Genomic DNA, 23,005 nt, shown 5'->3' with positions numbered 1-23,005 from the left:
TGGTCGGCTACTTGCGTTGTTCCTTCAGGCGCTGCGCCGCTTGCACCCGGCCTTCGTTGATCTCCGCCATGGCCTCGGGAATCTCGCTGGCAGTGAACTTGCCACCGCGACCGGTGGGCAACCCGCCGAACGAGTAGGCCTCGTCGAACTGTGGCGCATTCGATTCCTGGCGCCGCGCCTGCACCTTCTCGATGGCAGGAGCCAGTCTCACGGCCTTGTCCGCCACCGCCTTCGCGTCGCGCTCGATGAACTCGGGCAGCACCTCCTTGCCCATCAACTCGATGGATTCCATGGTTCCCTCATGACTGCGCGGGTTGAGCAGCAGGATGATTTCGTCTACGCCGCTTTCCTCATAGCCACGCAGGAATTCGCGCACGGTGGCCGGACAGCCAATGGCGCCGCGTCCCGGGCCGTAAGCCAATGTCGGGTCCTTCTCGATCTCTTCGAGATACCGGGTCCACACTCCGGTACGCCCGGGCGTGTGAATCCCGGTCATGTAGTAGTGCATGATCCCGAAGGAGAAGAATCCGCCGCCCTGCCCCAGCCGTTGCAGTGCCTGCTCATCGGTCTTGGCCACCATCATCGACAGGTCACCGCCGATGGCCAGGATGTTGGGGTTGATCGCGGGGGTCACCGGCGTGCCGTTCTCTTCGAACTCCTTGTAGTACCCGTTGACTCGTTCGGTGAGCGGACCCGGTCCGGTGTAAGCGAAACTCAGTGCACCGATGCACTTTTGGGCGGCCATCTGCACGGTGGCCGGGCGCGTGCACGCGACCCACACTGGTGGGTGCGGCTTTTGCATCGGCTTGGGGATCACATTGCGAGCCGGCATCTGGATGTGGTCGCCGGTGAATCCGGCGAACGGCTCCTCGATCATGCACCGGATCGCCACCTCGAGGGCCCTTCCCATTGCCCACGCTTGTCGGCCGGATCGATGTTGAATCCGCCGAGTTCCCCAATCGAGGACGACTCTCCGGTGCCGAACTCGACTCGTCCGTTGGACAGCAGATCCAGGGTCGCGATGCGTTCGGCCACCCGGGCCGGGTGATTGACCGCGGGCGGCAGGTGCATGATCCCAAATCCCAGCCGGATGTTCTTGGTTCGCTGGCTGGCCGCGGCCAAGAAGATCTCCGGCGCGGTGGAATGACAGTATTCCTCGAGGAAGTGATGTTCGGTGAGCCAGACGGTGGAGAATCCGGCCTTGTCCGCGGCTTCGACCTCATCGAGGCAGTCCTGCAACATGATCCGCTCGTCGTTGGGCGCCCAAGGACGCGGTAGAGCGAATTCGTAGAACAGTGAGATTTTCATTGCTACCTTCCGTGGAAATGGGTGGTCGGTGTCGCGCGCCGCGCATCTAGCCGCGTGGCAAGGTGTTTGGCCGCCACAAAGCCAAAGGCCATTGCCGGCCCGATGGTTGCCCCCGCGCCGGCGTAGCTGCGGCCCATCACCGGGGCGGAGGTGTTACCCACCGCATAGAGTCCGCCCACCGTAGTGTCATCGGGCCGCAGCACTCGGGCATACTCGTCGGTGCGCAGACCGCCCGAGGTCCCCAGATCCCCGAAAACGATGCGAAATGCGTAGTAGGGCGGATCTCCGAGCGGATACAGGTTGGGGTTGGGCAGCGTCGGATCGCCGTAATAGTTGTCATAGACGCTGTCGCCGCGGTTGAAGTCGTCATCGTGGCCGTAGACGGCGAGTTCGTTGAACCGCTCGGCAGTCGCCTGCAGCTGCCCGCCCGGAACACCGATCTTGGTCGCCAACTCTGCCCAACTCGTTGCGGCTTTGACCACACCCGACTCCAGCCAGGCGGTTGGGATCTTGCGGCCGGTGGGTACCGGGGCCCCGGGAATCTTCGGTATCGGTAGATGACCGGCCACGACGTAGCGATTGAAGGAGCGGTGATCGGTGACCAGCCAGCACGGTATATGGGTGACACCGAATTTCTGGCCCGCGATCATGGCGTGACCGAAGTCCATGTATGGCGCCGCCTCATTGATGAAGCGCTTGCCCGCTCCGTTGACGATGAACTGAGCCGGCATCATTCGTTCGTTGAGCATGAATTGCATTCGGCCATCCGGCCATTGGATCGCCGGGAACCACCACGCCTCGTCCAGGAGGTCGGCGGCCGCACCCACCCGTTGGCCCGCGCGGATACCGTCTCCGAGTGCCGCGGGGTTGCCGAAACTCCAGTCCTGCTCCACCAGGGGTTGATGCTCTTTGCGCCAGGCCAGGTCGTGGTCAAAGCCGCCGGACGCCAGGATCACGCCGCCGCGCACTCCGATCCGTTCTCGGCCGCCCTCCGTTTGCACCACCGCACCGGTCACCGCTCCCCCGGCGTCGGTGAGCAGCTCCACCAGCGGCGCATCGAGCCACAGCGCGACACCTAGCTCCTTCATCGCCAGCCGCAGCCGTGCCGCCAGCGACTGTCCGATCGCCGCTATCTGCTCACCGAAGACTCTGGCCCGGATCATCCGGGTCACCAGTTTGAGTAGGACGGCCTTGCCTGCCCAGGACTGCCGGATGCGATAGAAGGACCGCAGTTCCTTGGGGCCCAGCCAGATTCCCCTGGGGGGCCAGCGCCAGCGGTGTGAGCAGGCGAGGTTGGTCGTCGCCCAGCTTGCGCAGATCGATGGGTGGCACGTTGATCGTGCTGCCCAGCACCGAGCCTCCCGGCAGTTCCGGATAGTAGTCGGCGTAGCCGGGCTTCCAGACGAACTCCAGCCAGGCAGACAGGCCTTCCAAGAAGTCCAACATTTGTGGGGCCGAGTAGACATACTGCCGAATGCGCGCCTCGCTCACCAAGCCATCGGTGATCCGTCGCAAATAGCCGACCACGTCATCGGGGTTGGGCGAGTAGCCCGCCCGGCGTTGCGCGGGAGCCCCGGGAACCCAGATGCCACCCCCCGACAGCGCCGTGGAACCGCCAAAGCATGAGGATTTTTCGATGACCAGGGTGTCGAGTCCGCTCGACGCCGCGGTCAGCGCGGCGGTCATGCCCCCACCACCGGATCCGACCACGAGCACGTCGACCATGCGGTCGACGTCACCCCAAGGTCCGACAGTCATGGGATCGGTACCGCCGTCCGGATGGCGAATCCGGCGATCAGGTCGGCCGCCTGCTTGTAGTAGCGGACTTTCGTCTGATACGGCCCGGCCACCGCCATGGCGGCGAACGCCGAGATCCAGGTGCGTATTTCATGCGCCGAGCTGCCGCCTTCGTGGGTGACGAACGAGTTCGACCAGCGATCGAGGTCGCTGAGGTGTCCGTTGTCGATGATTTCCAGGAAGCGCTGGTCCCAAGCCGGATTGAGCGGCTGTAGGTCACTGTTTCCCGCCGCGAAGCTCTTGGCCGCTTCCATCACGACGGTCTGCCGGGCTTGCCGCTGTGCGGGAGTCAGAGGCTGGCCGTGCACGATGCGCTCCCGGACCTGCGGATCTGCGCTGTGCAACGTCGGCACCGGCGGACTATGGGAGAGCCCGCCCGATCCGATCACCAACACCCGCAGGTCCAGGGTTGACAAGAAAGTTCCTACCGCGGTGCCCAGCGCTCGGCACCGCCGCAGTGGGCCCAGCGGGGCGGCTATCGCGTTGATGAAGATCGGTATCACCGGGCGGGCGGTCGCGGTTCCGAACAACTTTTCCAACGGCTGCACGGTCCCGTGGTCCACGTCCATGCTGGCCGATACGGCCACGTCGACATCCGCGCCGAGCACCGCCTTGGCGCAGTCCGCTGCCAGGTCGGTAGGAACATCAAGCGCACCGATGTGGGTGCCGTAGTCCCCAACCGCACTGGCGTACATACCAATACAAAACGGGGGCATCGCTCGGTAGAAGAAGCCGTTGTAGTGATCCGGGGAGAAGATGACCACCAGGTCCGGGTCGTAGGCACGCACGAACTCGGCGGCCTCCGCAATGGCGGCATGGACCTCGTCAAGTAGGTCGAGCCGCGGCCCCGGTAGATTCAGCAGCGGGCTGTGGGACATACAGCACAGAGCCAGAGCCATTTTCGGCGTCACCCCCTCCCGAAGCAAGCGAGAGGGCTGTGACCAGCGATTGGCTCAGGTCTGGGGCCAGCTGGGCAATGCAGGCGCCGGCGATGCAGCGGTCGGGACGCACGAACAACACCGATTCGTCGTGCGAGTCGAACCAGGCCTTGATTTCACTCGTACGGTCGCCGACGATCACCACGTCTGGGTCATCGTCGCCGGTCCAGTGCAGCTGGACCGCCGGGCGCGCGGCAACAAATTCGGCGCCCAACGGTTTCCACGTAGCAAATGCGGTATCCCCGAGAATCTTTCGCGGGTTGTTGTTCCAGCACAGCACGGCGAACCAGCCACCCAGCACGTCGTCCAGCAGGATGTTCTGCTGGCCGCGTGTGTCGACTCGAGGCTGGATGAACAACGTGCCGACCGGCGACCGAGGGCGCCGAGGCCGGTCATGCACGACGGCCCCAACCTCGTATCGCGGCATCGGCTTGAACCGCATCTCGAGTACGTAGCGCTTGAGCGAGGGCAGCACCGATGCGGAGCGCACCACCGCGTTGCGCACGGCCGCGATTCTGCGGTCGGTCGGCGAAATCACCCGACCCACCATGGTGGACAGGTCGATCATCGCCCGCGCCTGCTTGCGCCGCTCCAAATCGTAACTGTCGAGCAGCGCTTCGCCGGCCTGGCCCCGAACCACCGCGGCCAGTTTCCACCCCAGATTTGCCGCGTCGCGGATGCCGCTGTTGTAGCCCTGCCCTTGCCAGACCGGTATCAGATGTGCCGCGTCGCCGGCCAGCAGCAGACGCCCACTGCGGAAGGCGCCGGCGATTCGCGAATGATGGGTGTAGACGCGGCGCCGGATCACCTCGACCCGTTCGGGGTGCGGTACCAGCCGGGCCAGCATTCTGGTCAGGAAGGCCGGATCGTCGGCCTGCTCGTCAGACTCATCGGCGTGAATCATGAACTCGAACCGTCGTATCCCGTGAGCGATCGAGATCGAGGCATACGGGCGGCTCGGGTCCGCACCCACCTCGCTGTTCGGATGTCCCAGCGGGTCGTTGGCGATATCAACCACCAGCCATCGGGTAGGCGAGGTCGTGCCGTCGAAAGACACACCCATCATCCGGCGGGTGATGCTGCGGCCGCCGTCGCAGCCAACGACATAGCCGGCCCGCACCCGCCGCGATTTGCCAGAGTCGTCTGCTGCGGTACCGCACTCGACCGCTACCGCGGTTTCGGTCTGCACACATGAGGTCACCGGCCGACCCCACCACACCTCGACGTGGTCGAACCTGTCCAGACCACGGAGCAATTCCGCATCGACCAGCGGCTGCACGAATCCGTTGCGCTTCGGCCAGCCGAAACGCGCGTCCGGCGGGGCCATCTCGGCAAGGATCCGGCGCTTGGCATCGAAGCACCGCAGAATCTGGTTGGGCACCGTGTGCGGCAGGATGCCCTCGACCAGGCCGATCGACTGGAAGGTACGCAACGCCTCGTCGTCGAGCCCGACGCCGCGCGGATAGTCGATCAGCGTCGCGCGCTCCTCGATGACCAGCGTCCGGACACCCTGCAAGCCAAGGATATTGGCCAGGGTAAGGCCAACCGGTCCGGCACCGACCAGCAGAACATCAAAGTCGTTCTGTCGTCGCTTCCTAGACATCAGTGCCCCATCAGGAAGTCGAGATGGCGGTGATTGAAGGACTTGGCGTCTTCGTACTGCGGCCAATGGCCGCAACCCGACATCACCTCAAAGCGTGCGCCGGGAATCATCGATGCGATCCGGCGCCCCTCTGTCACGTCGGCCGTCGGGTCATGGCTGGTCCAGAGCACCAGCGTCGGCGCTTTGATGGCCCCGTACTCGGCCAGTCCCAGCAGGTTGCGGGCCCGGATCTGCGGATCCTGCAAGGCCATGATGTCGCGCATCGCGGCAACGAATCCCGGCTGGCGGTATATCCGTTGGCGGCTGGCCACCAGATCGTCGTAGTCCTTGGACTTGTCCGCCATCAGCCACTTGATCCGCGCCTGCACGGTCTCCCAGGTCGGATTCTCGGCGGCGGCCATCGATAACGTAACGATGCGCGCCATCACCTCGGGATCCGCCTGAGAACCACCAGCGGTATTGAGTACGAGGCGTTCAACCGCTTCGGGATGATCGACGGCCGCGCGGGCCGCTACCCAGCCGCCCAGCGACTCACCGCTGATGCTTGCGCGTTGAGCACCGATGGCACGCAGCACCGCCATCAGATGCTCGACGTAGTGGCGGATTTCCAGTGGGTGACCCGGCTTGTCGGTGTAGCCATGGCCCAGCATGTCGATTGCCCAGGTCCAGAAGTGCTCGGCGTGCGCGGCTAGATTTCGGACGTATGCCTCGGCGTGACCACCAGATCCGTGCAACAGCATCAGCAGCGGCCGGTCCGGTTCGCCGGCACGCAGGTAGCGAGTCCGAACTCCCTGCGCGGTGGTGAGGTAGCCCTGCTCGAACATGACGCCCTGCAGGTCGGTCCACACGCTCTCGAAGTCCGTCACGGTTCCTCTCCGGGCCTGCCACTAGCGGAAATAGTGTTCTCGTTTTTCAGAATCTTATTGTGCTAATATCGCACATTGATGTGCGATATATATAGCGCTTCGCTCTCGCATAGGGATGTGTCAAGACTGTGACGGGCTCGGGAGCGGGGTCGCAGACGTTGGCGCGGGGGCTCACCGCGCTGCAGTTGGTCGCCGCGTCTCCGACGGGCCTGTCGATGCAGGAAGTTGCCGATCGGGTCGGGGTGCACCGGACCATCGCCTACCGATTGCTGCTGACGTTGACCCAGTTCCGGCTGGTGGCCAAGGGCGAAGATGGGCGCTTCCGGCCGGCAGCCGGCCTCGCGGTGCTCGGCCCGTCCTTCGACCACAACGTGCGCCAGCCCAGTCTGCCAACGCTGCGCGCACTGGCCGATGATCTGGGCACCACCGTTTCATTGCTGGTTGCCGAGGGCGACGAACAGGTCGCCCTCGCGGTGATCGTCCCCACCCAGGTCGCCTATCAACTCGCCTTCCACGAGGGCAGCAGATATCCCCTGGACCGCGGCGCGGCCGGCATCGCGCTGCTAGCCAGCATGGCCGCGCGCCCCGGGGAACGGGAGCTGGTCGCCGCGACGCGCCGGCGTGGCTGGGTGACCACCTTCGGCGAGATCGAACCGAATACCTATGGGCTGGCCGTGCCGGTCAGCCGGCCGGCACCAGCCCCACCAACCTGCATCAACCTCATTTCGCATCGAGAAGACGTGGTGATGCGCGCGAAGGGCGCCGTCATCGACGCCGCGCGGCAGCTGTCCACGCAGCTGAGCTGAAGGGATACCCAATCATGTTGTGGAGTCAGACATTCGATGTCGTCGTGCTCGGCAGCGGCGGCGCCGGACTCACGGCAGCCCTGAGCGCGGCAGTCGCCGGCGCCACGGTGGCGGTGTTCGAGAAGGCGCCGACCGTCGGCGGGACCACCGCCGTCTCGGGCGGGATCGCTTGGATCCCCGCCCATCAGCGATCCCCCGACCGGGACCTCACGGTCGACGATGCGTTGCGCTACCTGCGCGCACAGTCCTTGCACTCGATGGACGACGCCCTGGTCGAAACGTTTGTCCGAACCGGGGCGGCAATGCTCGATTTCGTCGAAAAGCACAGCGGCGTGCGTTTCGAGATCGCCGCCGGCTTCCCCGACTACCGGCCCGAGTTGCCGGGCGGACAACCGGCGGGCGGCCGGTCGCTCGGCCCGGCGGCCTTTGAACCAAGCCGCCTCGGCGAATGGGCCAGCCGAATCACCTCTTTCCCCCCGGATTGGTCCAATGTCGGCTTCGACGCCGAAACCCGGGCTCGGCTGCACGCCGGCGTCGAGGAATCCGAAGACCTGTGCGTGGCCGGTACCGCTCTGGTGGCCGGGCTATTACAGGGATTGCTGGACGTCGGGGTGACACCGCGCACCGACGCCGCGGCCGAGGAACTGGTGGTCGAAGACGGGGCGGTCGTCGGGGTCCGGATTGCCCAGTCCGGCCGCAGCATCAGCGTCCGTGCCCGCCGCGGTGTTGTCCTGGCAACCGGTGGATTCGAATGGGATCCCGTCCTGGTGCGGGCCTTCCTGCGGGGCCCCATGCACGGTGCGGTCTCACCGCCCAACAACACCGGCGACGGGCTGCGGATGGCGATGGCACGCGGCGCCGAGCTGGCCAACATGGGTGAAGCCTGGTGGGTTCCCATCGTGCAGATCCCCAACGACACCATCGATGGCAAGCAGCGCAGCCGCAGCGTGCGGCTGGAGCGAACCCGCCCGCGCAGCATCATCGTGAACCCAGCCGGGCAACGCTTTGTCAACGAGGCGTGTGACTACAACTCGATGGCCGGCGCCTTCCACTACCTCGATCCCAGGGGTGGCTACGTGAACGATCACGCCTGGATCGTGTTCGACTCGGCCCATCTGCAGCGCTACGGGTTCCTCGGGATCGAACCCGGCCAACCGGTTCCGGACTGGTTCTGTGAGTCGACCGACCTCACCGAGCTGGCCACTAAGACCGGTATCGACGCCGACGGCTTGGGGCGCACGATAGCGCGATGGAACCATAACGTCGCCTCCGGTACCGATCCCGACTTCGGTCGCGGCGCCAGCGCATACGACGGCTATTGGGGTGACGACCAGGCAACCACCCTTGCCGGCAAGACACTTGGCCCCATCGACAGCGCGCCCTTCTACGCGGTGCCGATCCGGGTGGGCGCCATGGGCACCAAGGGCGGACCACGCACCGATCGCGACGGACGTGTCCGGCACGTCAGCGGAGGATCCGTACCGGGACTGTTCGCCGCCGGCAACGCTATGGCGGGAGTGACCGGGCGGGCATACGGCGGGGCGGGTGGAACAATTGGTCCGGCAATGGTTTTCGGCTATCGGGCCGGCCGCGCGGCCGCCACCGGCGAATCGGCCGATGCGCCCTAGCGCCGTTTAGCCCTTCAGCGGAATGCGTACACAAACGTGGGTGCCGGTCGGTGTATTGAGGAAGACCAGCGATCCACCGGCGGCATCGACACGGGCCCGATGCGAGGCCAGACCGATATGCCCCTGGCCGAGGCGGCGCGCCATCGTTTCTCCGCTGACGCCGACGCCGTCGTCGGCCACATCCAGCACGCACACGCCGTCGGAGATGCCCAGAGCCACCGAAACATTACGCGCCCGCGAATGCTGCACCACATTGGACAGCAACTCCCGGGCCACACCGAAGACGATGGGATCGATCTCGTCACGTATCGGATAGTCGACATCGTCGGTGATCCTGATGCCCGAACGTTGGGCGTGAAAGGAGGCCAACTGTTCGACCGCCGCACCCAGGCCGACCTGTTCGAGAACGGCCGGATGCAGCTCGAAGGTTGCCTGCCGCAGCAGATCCGACGCACTCTGCAGACCTGCCAGTGCGGTGCTCACTCGTTGGTCGTGGGGGGCGGCGGCCCGCAATTCGATCAGTTCCTGGCGCGCGGCCAGCACGTCCTGCAGCGGCCCATCGTGAATGGATTCCGAAATCCGACGTTGCAGCACTTCCGAAGCCGTCATGGTCTGTGCGAGCAACTCTTCACGTATCACGCTCAACGTCGCTACCGAACGGGCGTGCCGTTCCTCGCTGCGGACCACCATCAATGCGGTGGCACAGAGGAATGCGTAGAGCCCGAACCGAAAGATCGCCTCGGGCCAGCCATTCATCCGAATCACCACCGGATCCTGAGCCAACGCCAGGGCGAATCCAACCAGCGTCAATGCCAGCACCACCGCGGCCCGCCGCGACGAAATGTCGAGGGCAACCAGCACCGGCAACAGCGTCATGATCAGCAGCGAATAGATGCCGTCGGTGGACAGCAACTGAAAGCCGGTCAGCGCCAACACATCGACGGCGGTGAAGGCGAGCGGTTCGTATCTGGCGATGTTGGCAAATCGGTCCAGGCTGACCATCGGCCGCGACCGTCGAAACGCCAACGCCAGCGCCCACAGTGCGGCAAACGCGTAGACACAGATCAAGGCCGTCTGCGCGCCCCATTCCCGGCGCGGCGTACCGACCAACATGGCGGCAACCATGAACAACACAACCCCGATCCGAAGCACGGAGCCGATGCGGTAAGCGCGCAGCTGGTGTGTTCGGCGCACCCGAGCCAGTTCTGCGTCGCTGGTGACCACCACAGGAACACCGTACAGACGGCACGAACCGACCAGCTGGCCATAATTTGCACACGACGGGTTCGGCGACCTTTCTGTGCGCCGCTGCCCGAGGCTATGACCAGCAGATTCGTCCTGGCTCCGGCAGCTAGGAGCAAACTGTCGGCGGTCGTCTTGGCGTTGCCAGGAATTCGTCATCGATCCTGCTGAACCACCCGCTAAACTCAGGCCATGGTCGGCGCGCCATGGATGTGACTAAAACCGAGAAAGTGCGAGTGGTAGTCGGTGACGACCACCCGCTCTTTCGTGAGGGTGTGGTACGCGCGCTGTCGTTGAGCGGTTCGGTCAACGTTGTCGGCGAGGCCGATGATGGCGCGGCGGCGCTGGAACTGATCAAGACGCACTTACCCGACGTGACCTTGCTCGACTACCGGATGCCGCGGATGGACGGCGCGCAGGTCGCTGCGGCGGTGCGCAGCAATGAGCTGCCCACTCGGGTGTTGCTGATCTCGGCACACGACGAATCGGCGATCGTGTACCAGGCGCTGCAGCAGGGTGCCGCCGGTTTCTTGCTGAAAGACTCGACGCGTACCGAGATCGTCAAGGCGGTACTCGACTGCGCGAAGGGCCGCGATGTGGTGGCGCCGTCGCTGGTCGGCGGGCTTGCCGGAGAGATCCGCCAGCGTGCGGCACCCATGGCTCCGGTGCTCAGCGCCCGGGAGCGCGAGGTGCTTCATCGCATCGCCAAGGGCCAGAGCATCCCCGCGATCGCCGGCGAACTCTACGTCGCGCCGTCGACGGTCAAGACCCACGTGCAACGGCTATACGAGAAGCTCGGCGTCAGTGACCGAGCGGCCGCTGTCGCCGAGGCGATGCGGCAAGGGCTTCTCGACTAGTTGCGCCGGCGGGCGGGTGCCGATCCGGCGCCGGCGAAGGCACCGACTTCAAGGGCAGTTCGACGCACACATGGGTGCCCGCCGGGGCATCGAGAAAGACGAACGTTCCGCCAGCCGCGTCGACCCGCGCCCGATGCGAAGCCAGGCCGATATGTCCCTCACCGAGACGGCGCGCCGCGGTACCGCCCGCGATGCCCACCCCGTCGTCAGCCACGTCCAAAACGCAAGCTCCGTCGGTGATCCCAAGGCTGACCGACACATGTTTGGCCTGTGCATGGTGCACCACGTTGGACAGCAACTCGCGTGCCACACCGAACATGATCGGGTCGATCTCGTTGCGGATGGGGTAGTCGACGTCGGTGCTGACCTCGATGCCCGATCGGCGCGCAGTGAAGGTCGCCAACTGTTCCACGGCCGCACCCAGGCCAACCTGTTCGAGGACGGCCGGGTGCAGCTCAAAGGTGGCCTGCCGCAACCGTTCGGAGGCACTTTGCAGGCCGGCCAGTGCGCGCTCCACCCGATCGTCGCCGGGCCAGACGCTCTGCAACTCGACGAGTTCCTGGCGCGCGACCAGCACGTCCTGCAGCGGGCCGTCGTGAATGGACTCCGAGATCCGGCGCTGCAACACCTCCGAGGCCGTCATCGTCTGGGCCAGCAATGCCTCTCGCAACGCGCTCAAACCCGCGACCGAGCGAACACGGCGCTCCTCGGTACGGACCACCACCAATGCGGTGGCGCACAAAACGCGTAGAGCGAGAACACAAACACGGAATCGGGCCACCCCGCGTCGCCGAGCAGCACATTGTCATGAACCCCGGCGATGGTGAACCCGACAATGGTGAATGCCAGCACCACCATCGCCCGTCGTGACGAAACGTCGACGCCCACCAAAATCGGCAGCAAGGTCATCATCAATAGCGGATAGATCCCATCGGCCGACAAGAGCTGAAACGCGGTCAGCACCGCTATGTCGACGGCAGTAAAGGCCAGCGGTTCCCAGGACCGGATGGTGACCGCTCCGCTGGCCGCCACTCGCCGCGGTGAAAACGCGAGCAGCAGGGCGCCCGCCGCGGCCAGCACGTACACCACGATCAACGTGATTTGCTGGGCCCATTCGTGCTGGGGAGTGCCGATGAGCATTGCGCCGATCAGGAACACCAAGACCCCGAGGCGAAGCACCGAGACAAGCCGGTAGGAGCGCAGTTGATGCAGCTTGTGCACCCGCTCCAGCTCAAAATCGCCGGTCATCCCCACCGGAACACCGTACTCACAGCGGCAGACACCTGCCAGACTCGGAGTCGCCCAGCGCACCCCGGCTCTGCCAAGCCAGGCACGCACCGGTCCACCTCCGGACCAAAATGCGAGTCGTGCGGGCTGCGACCAGCACAGGCGGGGCCGGCGCGCCAACTGGCACTGCTGCCAGGTTTCAGCGGCGACGTCCGGTCTGCCCAGCTGGTCTGCGCGCTGCTTAACTACGCCCATCATGCCCGGGACAGGTCCCCGACTTGGCCAAGGCAACGGCGTCGGCGACCAGTTTGCGTGCCGTGCGCTCCACATCGCAGAGCTGCGCCGCATCGGCTCCACCGGCCTTCAGCCGGCCGCCGGTGAATACCAGCGGATCCAGGAAAGGTTCGGTAGCGGCCGCGTCGTAATCACCATCGAATGAGGGAAAATCGCTGCTCCGGTAGGTGATGGCGCGTACCACGGTGGGGCCGGCGCCAGCACGCGCCCGCTGCACCGCTGTGGCCACACAGCGTCGAACCGCCTGGACGTCGTGACCATCCACGGTGACGCTGGGAATCCGCTGGCACGCATCTCCGCCATGGCCGGGGGCGCCGCGCAAACGACCGGCAACACCGACACCGGGAACGCTTTCAACCACGATCACCACCGGAAGGTGCCACAGCACCGCCATGTTTGCGGCCTGGACAAACGCGCCGGAATTGACATCGTCAGGACCGGTGATGCAGAGCGTGACCCGGTCGCTGTTGTCCAGCCACTGCGAGTATGCGTGCCCGACCGCCAGCAGCGGGCACTGGTCGGCAGCACCCGATCGCTCCGGCGAGTTCAGCTGGTCAGCGTGGTCGCAGGTGCTGTCTTGGCCAATCAGCTCGGCGATCATCGGCCCCAGCGGAAGATCCACACCGACGTGCAGGGCATGTGCGCGACGGCTGGCCAGCACCAGATCACCCTCGGTCAGTGCCACCGTCGCACCGATACTCACGGCCTCCTGGTCCAACGCGGTCGATACCGGTGACTCCATCAGACCGTCGGCACGCATCTCCTCCAGCGCCATGTCGAGCAGCCGCAGCACCCACATCCGCCGATACATTTCGAGGTGGTCGGGCAGGAGCGCGGCCGGGCGTGCACTGGCATGACTCATCTGTCGGCTCCTCATTCGTCAGCGGAGGCGTCGGCGGGTCAGCGCCGAGCTCTTCGGCGCCAGCCCCGGATACGTCGCGGGCTTGGGGATGGCGGTTCGACGGCACCTCAGCGCAAGTTTGAAGCTAGCCGGGCCGGCCCGGCCGTGGTACCGCCGATCGGCCGGACAAACTGACGAACGCCGTTCCCCCGATCGGGGGAAGTCGCAACGCGGCGCCTCGCGCGTAGCGGCTCAAGCGGCTGCAGCCACAGCGGTGTATTGCGAGTCCCGGACCCCGACGTCACCGGACCTGTTCAGCGCCCGGGCCAGCGGCAGGCACAGCGCGGCCCCGGCCAAACCCACTGTCACGGTGACCACCGCGACCAAGCGATGGCCGCCGTGCGTCAGACTGCAGGAGGACACGATGGGGGCCACGACCGACGCGATGGCCAGGGTCATCGACCAGATTCCGTGGTAGCGCCCGCCACTGGCGGGCGGAGCAATTCGGTGAACTATCCCAGCCGCGATCACGAACCAGGCGATTTCCCCGGGAGCGGACGCGGCCACGGCGATGGCGAAGCCGAAAGTCGTGTGCGCGAGCGCCGCACCGGCCATGGTCAACGCCGTCCATCCGCCGGCAATCGCCAGGATGTCCAATCGCGGGTTGATGCGGGCCGCGACTTTTCGGCCCAGCCAGGGCGTTATCACCGGGGTTAGGCCGATTCCGGCGGCGGCATTGGCCACCTGGGTCCAGCCGAATTCACCCGCGCCCAGACCGCTGTCGGCCATGAGCATGGGCACGGTGGCGTATAGCCCCCGCACTGCGGTCAGCGTCGCAAGGCTGGACGCGAACAACAGCACCAGCCGACCATCCGAAAATGCCCGGCGGTAGCTGATGCGTGCGGCCCTGACATGCACAGCCGGTGCCACCGGCGGCCGATGCGCCGTTGCCGGGATGCAGCGGGCCGCCACCAGCGCAAGCAGCGCGCACGCCACGGCGTTGATCCAGAACAGCACCGGCACGCCGGACCAGGCGGCGAGCAGTCCGCCCACACCGCCGGTGATCGCTCGGCCGATGCTGACGATCCAGCCAAAACGCCAAGCATCGAGCTTGGCCCGCCGGCTCGGCTCTGGGATCAGCTCGGCGATCGCGGCACCCATCGCCGGACGGGGCGCGTCGTAGACCACGCCGGTGATCATGGCGCCGACCAGCAACGCTGCCACGCTGCGCGCTTCGGCCATTCCCACCAGCACACCCGCCGCGATGGTCATGGTCCAAACCAGCGTCGCGCGGGGGCCCAGAGAGTCCACCAGCCATCCGCAGACCAGCTGCCCCACGGCCCAGCCCACGCCGAACGCGGCCAGCACCGCGCCCACCGTGGCAGCGGCAAATCCTCGCCCTGCCACGTGAAACGCCATGAACGGATAGGCGAATCCGGCGGCACGCACCACCAGGTTTCCGCCCAGTAGCAGCCAAATGACCGCCGGGTAGCCCTCCCTGGCCGGCCGGTGCCGTCCACCAGCGCGTTCGCCCAACGGGCGGGCACCGCCAAGTGGAGCCGCCACCGCGCGAGCGCAGAGCGCCCTTGCCGACCGGGGCTTTGTGTTGGTCTTTGTGTTGGCCATGCGGGCAGCCGATCGGCTGCTGCCACGGGCTTTGGAGCGCAAAGCGGCGTTGCGGGGCCGCAGGAATTTCGTGGTGTCCCCGGCATCGGGGAGATCCGGGGAAGAACTAGAAGAGACACGCATCGCCTCGCCGGCGGCGATGGTCGCGGTAGTCGTCATCGATCCAGAGGTAAGCATGATCGCACCTGGGAGGCTCCTCCGATCAACTCACCACGCGGCAAGAATCTTGTCCGCTGATCGGGGGACACCGCCGATCGACTACAGCGGGCGAATAACCGCCCGTGGGCCGCTACTGAGCGGCGACAGCGTTGGCCGCTTCGGTCTCGGCGTAGGAACCGCCGCTGGCCTGCAAGGTGGTCACGAACATCTCGTAAATCGCTGCGCCTGCGCGCTCAGCGTTTGGTACATCGCCCCGTGGGCGGCAAAGTGGGCCGCGGTCAGCGCCGACACCTCGTCGGCGGCAGCTGGGACCACCCCGGTGATGGGGGCCATGGCGGCGGCATCGCCCGCGCTCATCCCGGCCCCAACCGAATGTAGGTTCAAAGCCGCGGCGGTCAACGCTTCGGGTGCACTGGTCACAAATGCCATGGCACAAGATTGACACTCCGCCAGGCCGTTGTCTGTCGACCGGAAAGCTATTCGCCAAGTGGAACTGCGTGTCCCCCAATTGGCGGACCTAGGGCGGCGGCGGGGCCAACAGCCGGTCCGCCGCAGCATAAGGATCCTCGAGGCCGTCGACCACCGCTTCGGCGAGCCGGTCCAGGTCGGTACGGCCGCGCAGCCGAGTCTGCGCCAGCGACAGAATCTGTGCCCGGGCGCGGGCCAACCGGCGATCGCGACTATCGCCGCGCTGATGCGCGTCGATCAGGGCCAACAGCTCACCAATGCCCTCCGACTTGACCGCGACCAGGCTGAGGATCGGGGCATTGGTTTCGGCCCGCAAGTCTCGCACGGTCTGTTCGGCACCGACGCGGTCGGCCTTGTTGACCGCCACAATGTCGGCGACTTCCAGCAGACCCGCCTTTGCCGCCTGGACCGCATCGCCGGTTCCCGGATTGAGCACGACGACGGTCGGGTCTGCCACCGCCGCCACCTCGATCTCGGACTGTCCCGCCCCGACCGTTTCCAGCAGAACGACGTCGTAACGCAGCGCCCCCAGCAGCCGGATGGCGGCGGGCACCGAGGCGGCCAGACCGCCAAGATGGCCCCGACTGGCCACCGAGCGGATCAGCACCTCGGAGTCGTTGACATGCGCGGTCATTCGGATGCGATCGCCGAGCAACGCACCACCACTGAACGGGGACGACGGGTCCACGGCTAGCACCGCCACCCGGGTTCCGCGCTCCCGGTAGGCGCCGACCAGCCCGGTGATCGTCGTCGATTTGCCCGCCCCTGGCGGCCCGGTGATGCCGATGACTCGCGCGGGCCGCTGCGACCAGTCCTCGATACCCGCCAGGACTTCATCGCGGCGGTCCCCCTCGATCAGACTGAGGAGCCGGCCCGCGGCGCCTTGAGATCCGTTGCGCGCAGCGGCAATCAGATCATCGATGCTCATTGCGTCCTATTTTGCAGCTATGGCGCCGCAACCTCGATGACCGTCGCCGATCCCATGCCGCCACCGGCGCACATCGCCGCCAGCCCAATCCCGCCGCCGCGTCGGCGCAGTTCGTGCACCAGCGTCACCAGCATCCTGGCCCCGGTCGCGGCCACCGGGTGCCCCAACGAGCATCCGCTGCCGCTCACGTTGACCCGATCGGCGTCCAGTTCCAGCAGTTTGACGGTCGCCACGCACATTGACGCGAACGCTTCGTTGATCTCGAACAGATCAACGTCGGAGATTGATAGATGGCCCCGTGCAAGCGCTTTCGGAATAGCTTCGACCGGGGCCAGGCCGGTGGCGGCCGGATCGACACCCACCGACGCCCAGCTGAGCACCCGCGCCAGCGCCGGCATGCCCAACCCCTGGGCCATCCGGTCGCTTGCGATGGTCAGCACCGCGGCGCCGTCATTGGCGCCGCAGGCGTTGCCGGCGGTGATCGAGAAGCCGTCGATCTCGGGATGCAGCGGCTTGAGCGCGGCCAGTTTCTCCATCGTCGTGTCCCGGCGCGGATGTTCGTCGACACAGAACAGGCCGTGCGGCGTCGGGATCGGAACAATCTCCTCCTTGAACCGGCCCTCGTCGATCGCGGCGACCGCGTTGCGATGCGAGCGCAGGGCCCAGGCGTCCATCTCGGCGCGACTCACTCCGGCGGCCACCGCCGCATTCCAGCCGACCGTGATCGACATGTCCATGTTCGGCGCATCCGGCCGGTCCGGGTGAGTCGGCGGGAACCAGTCGACCCACTCGCCATCGATCTGCATCCGGGGCCGCGGCGAGGTGGAGGCCGAGTTCACGCCCCCGGCGATGATGAGCTGGTCCATCCCCGCCCGTACGCTTGCGGCCGCGCCCTGCACCGCCGCCTGTCCGGCGGCACAGTGCCGATTCTGGGCAAGACCGGGCACATGACCAAGCCCCGCCGTGATGGCCGCGTGGCGGGCGATGACGCCGCCGCCGTAGAGACCTTCGCCCAGGATTACGTCGTCGATCTGCCCCGGATCCAGATCCGCGGTGGCCTCACTGACCACATGATGGGCCAGGTCGAATGCGTTGGTGTCGCGCAAGGTTCCCTTGCGGGCGGTTCCGATCGGGGTGCGCAGGGCAGCGACGATGACGGCTTCAGGCACGGGCTTTCTCCACTTCGGCGGCGCGGAGGCCAGAAGCCGACCGCACATTCACGAGAACCTGATTCTCTCAGTTTGAGAGCACCAGTTGCAACCAGGACTCCTTACACTGCTGGTGTGACACAACCGGTGGCGACAATCGCGGTCCCGGGCGGCAAGGTGTGGAGCAAGCGCGTCGGCGGCGGCTCCGGCCTTCCCCTGCTCGTGGTGCATGGCGGCCCGGGCCTGCCGCACTACTACCTGTCAGCGCTGCAACGACTGGCCGGCGAACGGGAAGTCATCTTCTGGGATCAACTTGGCTGCGGAAACTCCGAACGCCCGTCCGACGTGGATCTGTGGACAATGGGGCGCTCGGTGGCCGAGATGGACGCCGTGGTGCGCGCACTCGGGCTGGAAGCCTTTCACATCTTCGGCAATTCCTGGGGCGGAATGCTCGCCCAGCAGTATGTCCTGGACGTGCCATCGGGAGCCGTCAGCCTGACCATCTCCAACAGCACCGCGTCCATTCCCCGGTTCGCCGACAGCGTGATCCGGCTCAAGGCGGAGCTGGATCCTGGCACCCAAGCCACCATTGACCGCCACGAAGCCGCCGGCACCACACATTCGGCCGAATATCAGTCCGCAATCACGACCTGGAACGAAACGTATCTGTGCCGCACTCTCCCCTGGCCTGCCTACCTCACTGAAGCATTCCAGAATCTGGGTCCCGAGATCTTCGAAACGATGTTCGGGCCCAGCGACTTTCGGATCGTCGGGACCATTCGCGATTGGGATGTGGTCGATCGGTTGGCCGAAATCGCCCTGCCGACACTGCTGCTCGCGGGCAAGTACGACGAATGCTCGCCGGAAGACATGCGCGAGATGCATCAACGGATTGCCGGCTCACGATTCGAGTTCTTCGAGTGCAGCGCGCACATGCCCTTCATCGAAGAACCAGACCGGTTTGACCGGGTGATGCGCGACTTCCTGCGCAGCAACGACTGATTGGGTTGGCCAAGCTGGGCGGGTCCGGCTAGTTCTTCGGAGCGGTCAACCTGGTCACGATTGAGCGAAAGTCCTCGGTGGTGAACGACTGGTGCTCGGCCGACAGCGCGTAGTCCAGACTGGCGAGCACGGCCCGCTCGAGGTGAATATTGAGCACCCGTTTGGTGCTTTCGACCGCCTGCTGAGGCAATTTCATGATCCGCTGGGCGCACGCCACCGCCTCGGCCACCGGATCGGCGGCCACATGGTTGGCCAGGCCGAGCTCGACGGCGCGCTGCGCGGCAATCCGCTGACCGGTCAACGCGTATTCCTTGGCCAGCATCAGGCTGATGTGCAATGGCCAGGTCAACGGACCGCCGTCGGCGGCGACCAGACCCACTTGCACATGTGGGTCGGCAAGATAGGCATCCGGCGCGATGTCGACGATGTCACTCAGGGCGACCAGGCTGCAGCCGAGCCCCACCGCCGGGCCGTTGACCGCCGCCACCACCGGCACCCGGCAGCGGGCCATGCCCAGCACGATGTCTCGGCCATGCGCGATGGTCTTCGCCCGCAAGTCGGCGTCTTGGGCGAGTTCGGCCAGATATGCGAAATCGCCGCCGGCCGAGAAGGCTCGCCCGGCGCCCGTGAGCACCGCGGCGCGCGCGCTGCGATCCTCGCTCAACCGCCGCCACAGCCCTGCGAGCCCAACATGCAGATTGTCGTTGACCGCACTGAGCGCATCGGGCCGGTTCAGGGTGATGATGCGCAGCGCCCCCTCGGCGCGAACGTCGATTTCTGTTGGCATGTCATACATGTCAGACTCCCAATCCCAAAATGCGCGATGCGATGGTGTTCTTCTGTATCTGTGAAGTGCCTCCCATCACGCTTTGCGCACGGCTGTACAGGTAGGCGCCGAACAGCTCGGGATCATGCGTGCCACCAATGCCGAGCGCGGCATGCCCGACAGACTGTTCCACCCAGGTCATCAGCAATTTGTCCAGCGAGCCTTCGGGTCCGTGCGAGACCCCGTCGAGCTGTTCGGACAACCGGCGCCGCACGTGATGAGTCAGCATCTCGGCTTGGACCGCGGCCCAGGCAAGCTCGTCGCTGACCGGATGCCCCTGGGCATGGTTGCGCGCCAACAGCTCTGCGACGAGCATGTTGTAGCGGGCGGCGTAACCGAGGGCGGACGGTTCACGTTCGTGCCCGACCACGGTCATCGCCACCGCCCAGCCATCCCCTGGGGCGCCGACCATCCGGTCGGCCGCCACCGTGGCGCCGTCGAAGAACACCTGGCCGAACTCCTTGGTGACTCCGTTCATCATCCGCAATGGACGTTGCTGCACACCAGGCTGTTTCATGGCGACCACAAATGCCGACAAGCCTCGGTGCCGGCTAGCACCGGGTTCGGTTCGGGCCAGCAGCAGACACCAGTCGGCCACGTCGGAGTAACTGGTCCAGATCTTGTGACCATGCACCACATAATCGTCACCGACACGAGTGGCGGTGGTGGTCAGCGCGGCCAGGTCCGAACCCGCACCGGGCTCACTGAACCCCTGACACCAGCGCTCGGTCCCGTCGATGATGCCGGGCAGAAACCGTTGCCGCAGTGCGTCGCTGCCGTGTCGGCCGATGCCGAAGACCAGGTAACCGACGCTGGGGCGCGGTGGCGCACCGGCACGGGCCAACTCTTCGTCGACGATCACGTCATAGACCGGTGCCAGCTCCCTGCCCCCGTATTCGCGTGGCCACGACAGCCCGAAGAATCCCTCGCGGTAGAGGGCCTGGTGCCAGTGCGCCTGCCGGGCCCAATATTGGTCCCCCGATCCGCGAAAGTCATCGGCGTTTACCGAAAGCCAGTTTCGCAGGCGTTGCCGGAAGACCGCCTCCTGCGGTGAATCACGAAAGTCCACGACCGACCTCCTGCAAGCTCACCGGCCACAACTCGGTTGATGTCAACGCCCGGCGCAGGTAAACGTGCACCAGGCAGTCCCAGGTATTGCCGATGCCACCGTGCACCTGTACCGCGGTTTCGCAGACGGTTCGACTGGCACGCGCGCAGTACACCTTTGCCATCCGGGCGGCCTGCACGGCTTGCGCCGGCTCGAGTTCGTCCACCGCCCAAGCGGCATGGCGCAGCACGCTCACCGAACCCTCGATCAACGCCAGGTTCTCCGCCAGCAGATGAGCGATCGCTTGATGGGACCCGATCGCTTTGCCGTACTGCTCGCGAATCTTCGCGTAGTCACAGGCGAGGGCGTGCGCGCCGCGGGCGTCTCCGACCAGGTCTGCGGTGGTGGCGACCAAAGCCAGCGCATACCAGCGCTGCGCGGCATCGGCGGATACCTCACCGACCGCCACCGGCTGTCCCAGCAACCCCGCGTCCAGTCGCGTCAGGTCCGCGCCCGCTCCCGCAACATCGAGATCTGCGGACAGCACGGCGGTACCCGAGAGCACCAGTGCGCGCCGATGTCCGCGCGCATCTATCGCCCGGCCGCCGACGCCCGTCGTCGCGCGCCCGGAGTCTGAGTTCAGTTGCCGGGCCAGGTCATCGCCGAGCACGGGTCCCAGGAATGGCGCATCGGCGAGCCCGCGCCCGAATTCTTCTGCCACAATCGCTACCTCGACACCGGAGGCGCCGTCGGAACATAACGCTCTCCACCCGGACGCCTCGATCTGCCTATCCAGCTTGGCGATTCGGGCTTCGTCAGCCAGATCCTGCACAGATGCCGGACCGAGATCGTCGGCCATTTTCGCCGCCGCGTCACACAGTTGCCGTTGTTCAGCTGTCAGACGTACATCCATAGAGCTCCTTGAGCGCTCGGCGCAACACCTTTCCGGAGGGCAGTCGAGGGATATCCGGCACGAACACGATCCGCGAGAGCCGCTTGTAAGACGCGAGCGAGGCAGCCACCCGGGCACGCAACTCGGCGGCGTCGACGGGTGTTCGGGCCGCGACAGCGACAACGACCGCTTCGCCGTTGGCTCCGTCCGGCACCCCGAATACCGCACAATCCCGGACCGCGGGATGGCCGTGCAGAACCGCCTCGATCTCGGCGGGGGCAACCTGGAAACCGCGAACCTTGATCATCTCCTTGAGCCGGTCGGTGACGCGCAGCCAGCCAGCGCCATCCAGCGAGCCGATGTCTCCGGTCCGATACCAACCCTGCGACATGACCTCGGCCGTGGCGGCCGCCGGCAGATAGCCCGCCATCAGTGAATGCGATCGCGCCTGGATTTCGCCGACCTCACCGGGGCCCACCCGCTCACCGGTTTCGGTCGACACCACCCGCAGGTCCACGCCCGGCAGCACACGTCCGACGGTGTCGAGCCGGGCGCCCCGCAGCGGGCTGCAGGCGATCACGGGTAGCTCGGTGGTGCCGTAGGCGGGCACCCAGCCAATGCCGGTCCGGTTCGTCACCGTCTCGGCGATGCCCGCACTCACGGGCGTGGCGCCCCACATGATGAACCTCAGCGACGACAAATCGTAGGACTCGAGGTTGGGATGCGACGCCATCGCCAAAGCTATGGGGGCGACCGCCATTTCCACGGTAATCCGGTCGCTTTCGATGTGTGCCAGCATCTGGTCGATGTCGAACCGGCGATGCAGACGCACCCGAACGCCGGTCCGCAACGCGGTGACGATGTTGAGCAAGCCGAGGATGTGCGAGGGCGGCGTTACGATCTGAATGCGGTCGCGCTCGGTCAGCCCCAGCGCGTCACGCCAGTGGCCAATGGCCGCGTTCAGCGACGCGTGGGTGTGCCGGACCGCCTTGGGCAGGCCGGTGGTGCCCGAGCTGGACACCAACAGCGCATCGCCAGCACGGCGCGGCGCGCCCGGTAGCGGTGCCGCGGGGGTGATCGGCTCATCCAGGTGCAGCATCGGCATCAGACCGGCCAGCACCGGGTGATCCCCGGCGGCATGGGCGGGGCCGGTCAGGGCGAGGGCATGATCCACCTCGGCGCGCTTCCAGGCGGGGCTGATGAGCACCGCCGAGGCGCCCAGACACCAGATGGCGTTCAGCACGGCGACAAACTCCGGCCGGTTGGACGACATCACCGCCACACGATCGCCCGCGACGACGCCTTGCTTGCGTAGCGCCGCGGCCAGGCCGTCGGCCATCGCCCCCAGCCCGGGCAGGCTAAAGCCCCGATCCTCGAACACGAGCGCGGCCGGCTCGGTCACGTCTCGTCCTTCCCGGCGGTCACGACAGTCTGAGAATATCCTATCTCCTGATGCGAATAGTATTCTCAATAGAGAAGAACGCAAGTACATCAGTGGGGG

Annotated in this window: 17 protein-coding genes and 4 pseudogenes; 4 read left to right on the top strand and 17 right to left on the bottom strand. The window is 66.1% G+C overall.

Going from position 1 to position 23,005, the window contains the following annotated elements:
• Positions 1-7 precede the first annotated feature (7 nt).
• From SHTP_RS03325 to SHTP_RS03305, 6 genes and pseudogenes are all read right to left on the bottom strand, one after another.
• Positions 8-1,308, bottom strand: a pseudogene (locus tag SHTP_RS03325) (LLM class flavin-dependent oxidoreductase).
• A gap of 2 nt (positions 1,309-1,310) precedes the next feature.
• A complete protein-coding gene (locus SHTP_RS03320; protein WP_265338808.1) occupies positions 1,311-2,774 on the bottom strand; it encodes an FAD-binding protein in 1,464 nt (487 codons plus the stop codon).
• 55 nt (positions 2,775-2,829) lie between these two features.
• Positions 2,830-2,994, bottom strand: a pseudogene (locus SHTP_RS29635) (FAD-binding protein); the annotation flags it as partial.
• A gap of 68 nt (positions 2,995-3,062) precedes the next feature.
• The gene (locus SHTP_RS03315; protein WP_231991273.1) at positions 3,063-3,983 is read right to left on the bottom strand and encodes a 3-carboxyethylcatechol 2,3-dioxygenase; all 921 of its coding nucleotides are present in this window, start codon (positions 3,981-3,983) and stop codon (positions 3,063-3,065) included.
• On the bottom strand, positions 3,931-5,646 hold the full coding sequence (locus SHTP_RS03310; protein WP_096369757.1) for a bifunctional 3-(3-hydroxy-phenyl)propionate/3-hydroxycinnamic acid hydroxylase: 1,716 nt from the start codon (positions 5,644-5,646) through the stop codon (positions 3,931-3,933). Before SHTP_RS03310 ends, SHTP_RS03315 begins: the two co-directional genes overlap by 53 nt.
• Positions 5,646-6,512 (bottom strand): alpha/beta fold hydrolase, encoded by an 867-nt coding sequence (locus SHTP_RS03305; protein WP_096369756.1) that lies wholly within the window; start codon positions 6,510-6,512, stop codon positions 5,646-5,648. The genes SHTP_RS03310 and SHTP_RS03305 overlap by 1 nt, the downstream gene beginning before the upstream one ends.
• A gap of 128 nt (positions 6,513-6,640) precedes the next feature.
• On the opposite strand from SHTP_RS03305, the gene SHTP_RS03300 reads away from it, so the two are divergent.
• Both SHTP_RS03300 and SHTP_RS03295 read left to right on the top strand, forming a co-directional pair.
• Positions 6,641-7,318: an IclR family transcriptional regulator gene (locus SHTP_RS03300; RefSeq protein WP_096369755.1), complete on the top strand. Its 678-nt coding sequence runs from the start codon at positions 6,641-6,643 to the stop codon at positions 7,316-7,318.
• Positions 7,319-7,332: 14 nt separating this feature from the next.
• Entirely contained in the window at positions 7,333-8,946 is a 1,614-nt protein-coding gene (locus SHTP_RS03295; protein WP_012396317.1) for an FAD-dependent oxidoreductase, read from the top strand.
• 6 nt (positions 8,947-8,952) lie between these two features.
• On the opposite strand, the gene SHTP_RS03290 is transcribed toward SHTP_RS03295, so the two are convergent.
• Entirely contained in the window at positions 8,953-10,173 is a 1,221-nt protein-coding gene (locus SHTP_RS03290) for a sensor histidine kinase (RefSeq protein WP_197706215.1), read from the bottom strand.
• A gap of 221 nt (positions 10,174-10,394) precedes the next feature.
• Here SHTP_RS03290 and SHTP_RS03280 point away from each other — a divergent pair, with 221 nt between their 5' ends.
• The gene (locus tag SHTP_RS03280) at positions 10,395-11,045 is read left to right on the top strand and encodes a response regulator (RefSeq protein WP_096369754.1); all 651 of its coding nucleotides are present in this window, start codon (positions 10,395-10,397) and stop codon (positions 11,043-11,045) included.
• On the opposite strand, the pseudogene SHTP_RS03275 reads toward SHTP_RS03280, so the two are convergent.
• The 6 genes and pseudogenes from SHTP_RS03275 to SHTP_RS03250 form a co-directional block, all read right to left on the bottom strand.
• A pseudogene (locus SHTP_RS03275) lies at positions 10,990-12,299 on the bottom strand (sensor histidine kinase). The gene SHTP_RS03280 and the pseudogene SHTP_RS03275 overlap by 56 nt on opposite strands.
• A gap of 214 nt (positions 12,300-12,513) precedes the next feature.
• Positions 12,514-13,428 carry a thiamine pyrophosphate-dependent enzyme gene (locus SHTP_RS03270; protein ID WP_096369753.1) on the bottom strand — a complete coding sequence of 305 codons (915 nt, stop codon included), beginning with the start codon at positions 13,426-13,428 and terminating at the stop codon, positions 12,514-12,516.
• A gap of 231 nt (positions 13,429-13,659) precedes the next feature.
• Positions 13,660-15,210, bottom strand: coding sequence for an MFS transporter (locus SHTP_RS03265; RefSeq protein WP_096369752.1), 1,551 nt, complete (start codon positions 15,208-15,210; stop codon positions 13,660-13,662).
• Between the two features lie 112 nt (positions 15,211-15,322).
• Positions 15,323-15,621 (bottom strand): annotated as a pseudogene (locus SHTP_RS03260) (PE family protein).
• 88 nt (positions 15,622-15,709) lie between these two features.
• The gene (locus SHTP_RS03255) at positions 15,710-16,588 is read right to left on the bottom strand and encodes an ArgK/MeaB family GTPase (RefSeq protein ID WP_096369751.1); all 879 of its coding nucleotides are present in this window, start codon (positions 16,586-16,588) and stop codon (positions 15,710-15,712) included.
• 17 nt (positions 16,589-16,605) lie between these two features.
• Positions 16,606-17,757, bottom strand: coding sequence for a thiolase family protein (locus SHTP_RS03250; RefSeq protein WP_096369750.1), 1,152 nt, complete (start codon positions 17,755-17,757; stop codon positions 16,606-16,608).
• A gap of 126 nt (positions 17,758-17,883) precedes the next feature.
• Between SHTP_RS03250 and SHTP_RS03245 the strand changes: the two genes are divergently transcribed.
• Positions 17,884-18,738 carry a proline iminopeptidase-family hydrolase gene (locus tag SHTP_RS03245; protein ID WP_172900622.1) on the top strand — a complete coding sequence of 285 codons (855 nt, stop codon included), beginning with the start codon at positions 17,884-17,886 and terminating at the stop codon, positions 18,736-18,738.
• A 28-nt stretch (positions 18,739-18,766) separates the two neighbouring features.
• On the opposite strand, the gene SHTP_RS03240 is transcribed toward SHTP_RS03245, so the two are convergent.
• The 4 genes from SHTP_RS03240 to SHTP_RS03225 are packed head-to-tail and all read right to left on the bottom strand — an operon-like array spanning position 18,767 to position 22,906.
• Positions 18,767-19,534 (bottom strand): enoyl-CoA hydratase/isomerase family protein, encoded by a 768-nt coding sequence (locus SHTP_RS03240; protein WP_096369748.1) that lies wholly within the window; start codon positions 19,532-19,534, stop codon positions 18,767-18,769.
• A 1-nt stretch (position 19,535) separates the two neighbouring features.
• Positions 19,536-20,633 (bottom strand): acyl-CoA dehydrogenase family protein, encoded by a 1,098-nt coding sequence (locus tag SHTP_RS03235; protein ID WP_096369747.1) that lies wholly within the window; start codon positions 20,631-20,633, stop codon positions 19,536-19,538.
• Complete coding sequence (locus tag SHTP_RS03230; protein WP_096372296.1) at positions 20,620-21,525, bottom strand: acyl-CoA dehydrogenase family protein; 906 nt, start codon at positions 21,523-21,525, stop codon at positions 20,620-20,622. The genes SHTP_RS03235 and SHTP_RS03230 overlap by 14 nt, the downstream gene beginning before the upstream one ends.
• Complete coding sequence (locus SHTP_RS03225) at positions 21,503-22,906, bottom strand: class I adenylate-forming enzyme family protein (protein WP_096369746.1); 1,404 nt, start codon at positions 22,904-22,906, stop codon at positions 21,503-21,505. Before SHTP_RS03225 ends, SHTP_RS03230 begins: the two co-directional genes overlap by 23 nt.
• Positions 22,907-23,005: the final 99 nt, after the last annotated feature.

Source organism: Mycobacterium ulcerans subsp. shinshuense (assembly GCF_002355775.1).
Classification (GTDB): Bacteria; Actinomycetota; Actinomycetes; order Mycobacteriales; family Mycobacteriaceae; genus Mycobacterium; species Mycobacterium marinum.
The sequence above is the reverse complement of the archived record's forward strand: the minus strand, read 5'-3'. Positions and strand labels throughout refer to the sequence as shown.

Coding starts and splice junctions, on each gene's coding strand:
- SHTP_RS03320 (WP_265338808.1), bottom strand. CDS start 2,774: ATGTCTACTCGGCCCCACAAATGTTGGACTTCTTGGAAGGCCTGTCTG.
- SHTP_RS03315 (WP_231991273.1), bottom strand. CDS start 3,983: ATGTCCCACAGCCCGCTGCTGAATCTACCGGGGCCGCGGCTCGACCTA.
- SHTP_RS03310 (WP_096369757.1), bottom strand. CDS start 5,646: ATGTCTAGGAAGCGACGACAGAACGACTTTGATGTTCTGCTGGTCGGT.
- SHTP_RS03295 (WP_012396317.1), top strand. CDS start 7,333: ATGTTGTGGAGTCAGACATTCGATGTCGTCGTGCTCGGCAGCGGCGGC.
- SHTP_RS03280 (WP_096369754.1), top strand. CDS start 10,395: ATGGATGTGACTAAAACCGAGAAAGTGCGAGTGGTAGTCGGTGACGAC.
- SHTP_RS03270 (WP_096369753.1), bottom strand. CDS start 13,428: ATGAGTCATGCCAGTGCACGCCCGGCCGCGCTCCTGCCCGACCACCTC.
- SHTP_RS03265 (WP_096369752.1), bottom strand. CDS start 15,210: ATGCTTACCTCTGGATCGATGACGACTACCGCGACCATCGCCGCCGGC.
- SHTP_RS03255 (WP_096369751.1), bottom strand. CDS start 16,588: ATGAGCATCGATGATCTGATTGCCGCTGCGCGCAACGGATCTCAAGGC.
- SHTP_RS03240 (WP_096369748.1), bottom strand. CDS start 19,534: ATGTATGACATGCCAACAGAAATCGACGTTCGCGCCGAGGGGGCGCTG.
- SHTP_RS03230 (WP_096372296.1), bottom strand. CDS start 21,525: ATGGATGTACGTCTGACAGCTGAACAACGGCAACTGTGTGACGCGGCG.